Source organism: Dietzia maris (assembly GCF_014144855.1).
Lineage (GTDB): Bacteria > Actinomycetota > Actinomycetes > Mycobacteriales > Mycobacteriaceae > Dietzia > Dietzia kunjamensis.
Genome location: NZ_JAALDN010000303.1, coordinates 1 through 2,085, shown reverse-complemented (window position 1 = coordinate 2,085; position 2,085 = coordinate 1). Strand labels below are relative to the sequence as shown.

General features: G+C 66.7%; 2 protein-coding genes. One reads left to right on the top strand and one right to left on the bottom strand.

Annotated elements, in window-relative coordinates; genetic code table 11:
• Positions 1-463: 463 nt before the first annotated feature.
• A complete protein-coding gene (locus tag G6024_RS10430) occupies positions 464-775 on the bottom strand; it encodes a putative quinol monooxygenase (protein WP_159148653.1) in 312 nt (103 codons plus the stop codon).
• Positions 776-883: 108 nt separating this feature from the next.
• Between G6024_RS10430 and G6024_RS10425 the strand changes: the two genes are divergently transcribed.
• The gene (locus tag G6024_RS10425; protein WP_067719373.1) at positions 884-1,825 is read left to right on the top strand and encodes a GlxA family transcriptional regulator; all 942 of its coding nucleotides are present in this window, start codon (positions 884-886) and stop codon (positions 1,823-1,825) included.
• Positions 1,826-2,085 lie beyond the last annotated feature (260 nt).

The window sequence follows — 2,085 nt, the reverse complement described above, 5'->3', positions numbered from 1 at the left end:
CTAGAAGTTCATCTCATCGGTGGATCCAGGCTAAAGGAATGGAGCTTGCTCGGCTTGGACGCCGCCGCAAGCTCCGGTGAAACGGTCGGTACTGGTCGGTCGTCGTCGGTCACCACCGGATGGCGGCGCCCCCCACGCTCAGCGTTTGCGCAGGTCAGCGGCTCGTTCGCCAGTGGGCGCATCAAGCGATAGACGCAAAGCCGACGTGATTAGGTCGTCGGTTCGATTCTGACAGGCGGCTCCGGCGGTTCGGTTCTGGTGGTCGCGCGATGCGCTGGCCTCACGGCTCTGCCCGACACCGACGTCGCTCTCCTCTGCGACGGACCCCTCGCCGGCTGAGCGCTCGCGGCCGGCATCCTGTCCGTGTGCCGATAGGCCTCGCACCGCTCGGCAACGCAGCGTGGCGTTGCGTCGCGACCTGGCGACGGCTCAGCGGGGCGCGATCGTCTCGTGCGTTGGCGGACTACGGAAGCTTGGACGCGAGGACGTCGGCCGCCAGGATCTCGGGTGCTGCGCCGAGGAGGTGCTGGTTGTCCATCAGGGCTGCGACGATGGCGCCGTTGGCGTGGGCGTCGCGAGCGGCCTCGTCGGGGAATGCATCGAAGATCCAGAAGGTGTCGGCGTGGGTCCTGACCGCGAACCAGACAATCGTTCCTACTTCTTCGTTGGCGAGCGCGACAGCGCCGGCGAGCAGATCGGCGAGCGCGTCGTGCTGTCCATCGGCCGCGACGATCTTGGCGACGAAGGCATACGGAAGTGATGCGGGTGTGGACATGAGGGGTTCTCCTAGGTGTCGAGGTTTCTTGGTGAAGCGAGTTCAGCGTATGACGAGCGAGGGCCGGTGGGAAGTGGCGTATACGGCAGTATTGCTATTGTTTGCGCCATGCGTATCGGACTGATCGCGATCGACGGCTGCTTCGGTTCGGCTGTCGCGTCGATCATCGACATCGTGCGGGTGGCCGACGGAGCCCGCGCCGATGTCGACCCGCGGATCGACCCGATCGAACTCGCCATCCTCGGACCGAAACGGCGAGTGACCACGACGGCATCGATGACCCTGTCGGTGGACCACCCGCTGTCGGAGTCCGGAGAGTTCGACGTGGTCGTCGTCCCTGCGCTTGGAACCCTTACGGCCGCCGCTACCAACGACGCCCTCCAGAGCCGAGATGCTCGTTCGGTCATCGCCTCGCTCGGGCGCCTCGACGACGCGACCACCCGGATCGCCGCGGCGTGCACCGGCGTGTTCGCTGTCGCCGAGACCGGACGGATGCATCATCGGCGGGCGACGACCAGCTGGTTCCTGGGGCCGGAGTTCCTGAAGCGCTATCCGACCGTCGCCCTCGATCTCGACACCATGGTCGTCGTGGACGGGAACCTCGTCACCGCCGGCGCCGCGTTCGCCCACATCGACCTCGCGCTCTCACTCGTGCGATCGATCAGCCCCGACCTGGCCCAACATGTCGCCAAGCTCCTCATCATCGACGAGCGTCCGTCGCAGGCGGCCTTCGTCGCCTACGATCATCTCCGGCACGAGGACCCGATCGTCGTCGAGTTCGAACGCTTCGTGCGCGCCCGCCTGGACGAACCGTTCAACGTCGCCTTCGTCGCGCAGTCGCTCTGCACCAGCCGGCGCACCCTCGAACGACGAGTCCGTGCGGCGCTCAACCTCACTCCGCTCGGCTTCGTCCAACGGCTTCGCATCGAACGAGCTCGGCACCTCTCAGCAACCACGGACCTCACCTCCGCCGAGATCGCGCTACGGGTCGGCTACGCGAACGCCGAGACTCTGCGCTCCCTCCTGCGCAGGGAGCGACGCCGTTCCTGACCTATCGCCATGCCTGTAGCCGGTGTCCTAGCGCTCGGTTGGAACCACCTCTCAGCACGTCGCGTCGACGCTCCTGCGTCGCCCCTGGACGACCCACTCGACACGCCCGCAGTACAGGCCGTGTGACGTGTCCCGGCTTCCCGGACGGTCGGGGTTGGGTGGCTGTGATGTCGCTGCGTTCTCGTCGAGGGGGTCAGCAGACCCGATCAGGGTCGATTGGGATGAGCCGCGAAGGCGGTGAGGTCAGGGCGGCCGAAGCC

Coding starts and splice junctions, on each gene's coding strand:
- G6024_RS10425 (WP_067719373.1), top strand. CDS start 884: ATGCGTATCGGACTGATCGCGATCGACGGCTGCTTCGGTTCGGCTGTC.
- G6024_RS10430 (WP_159148653.1), bottom strand. CDS start 775: ATGTCCACACCCGCATCACTTCCGTATGCCTTCGTCGCCAAGATCGTC.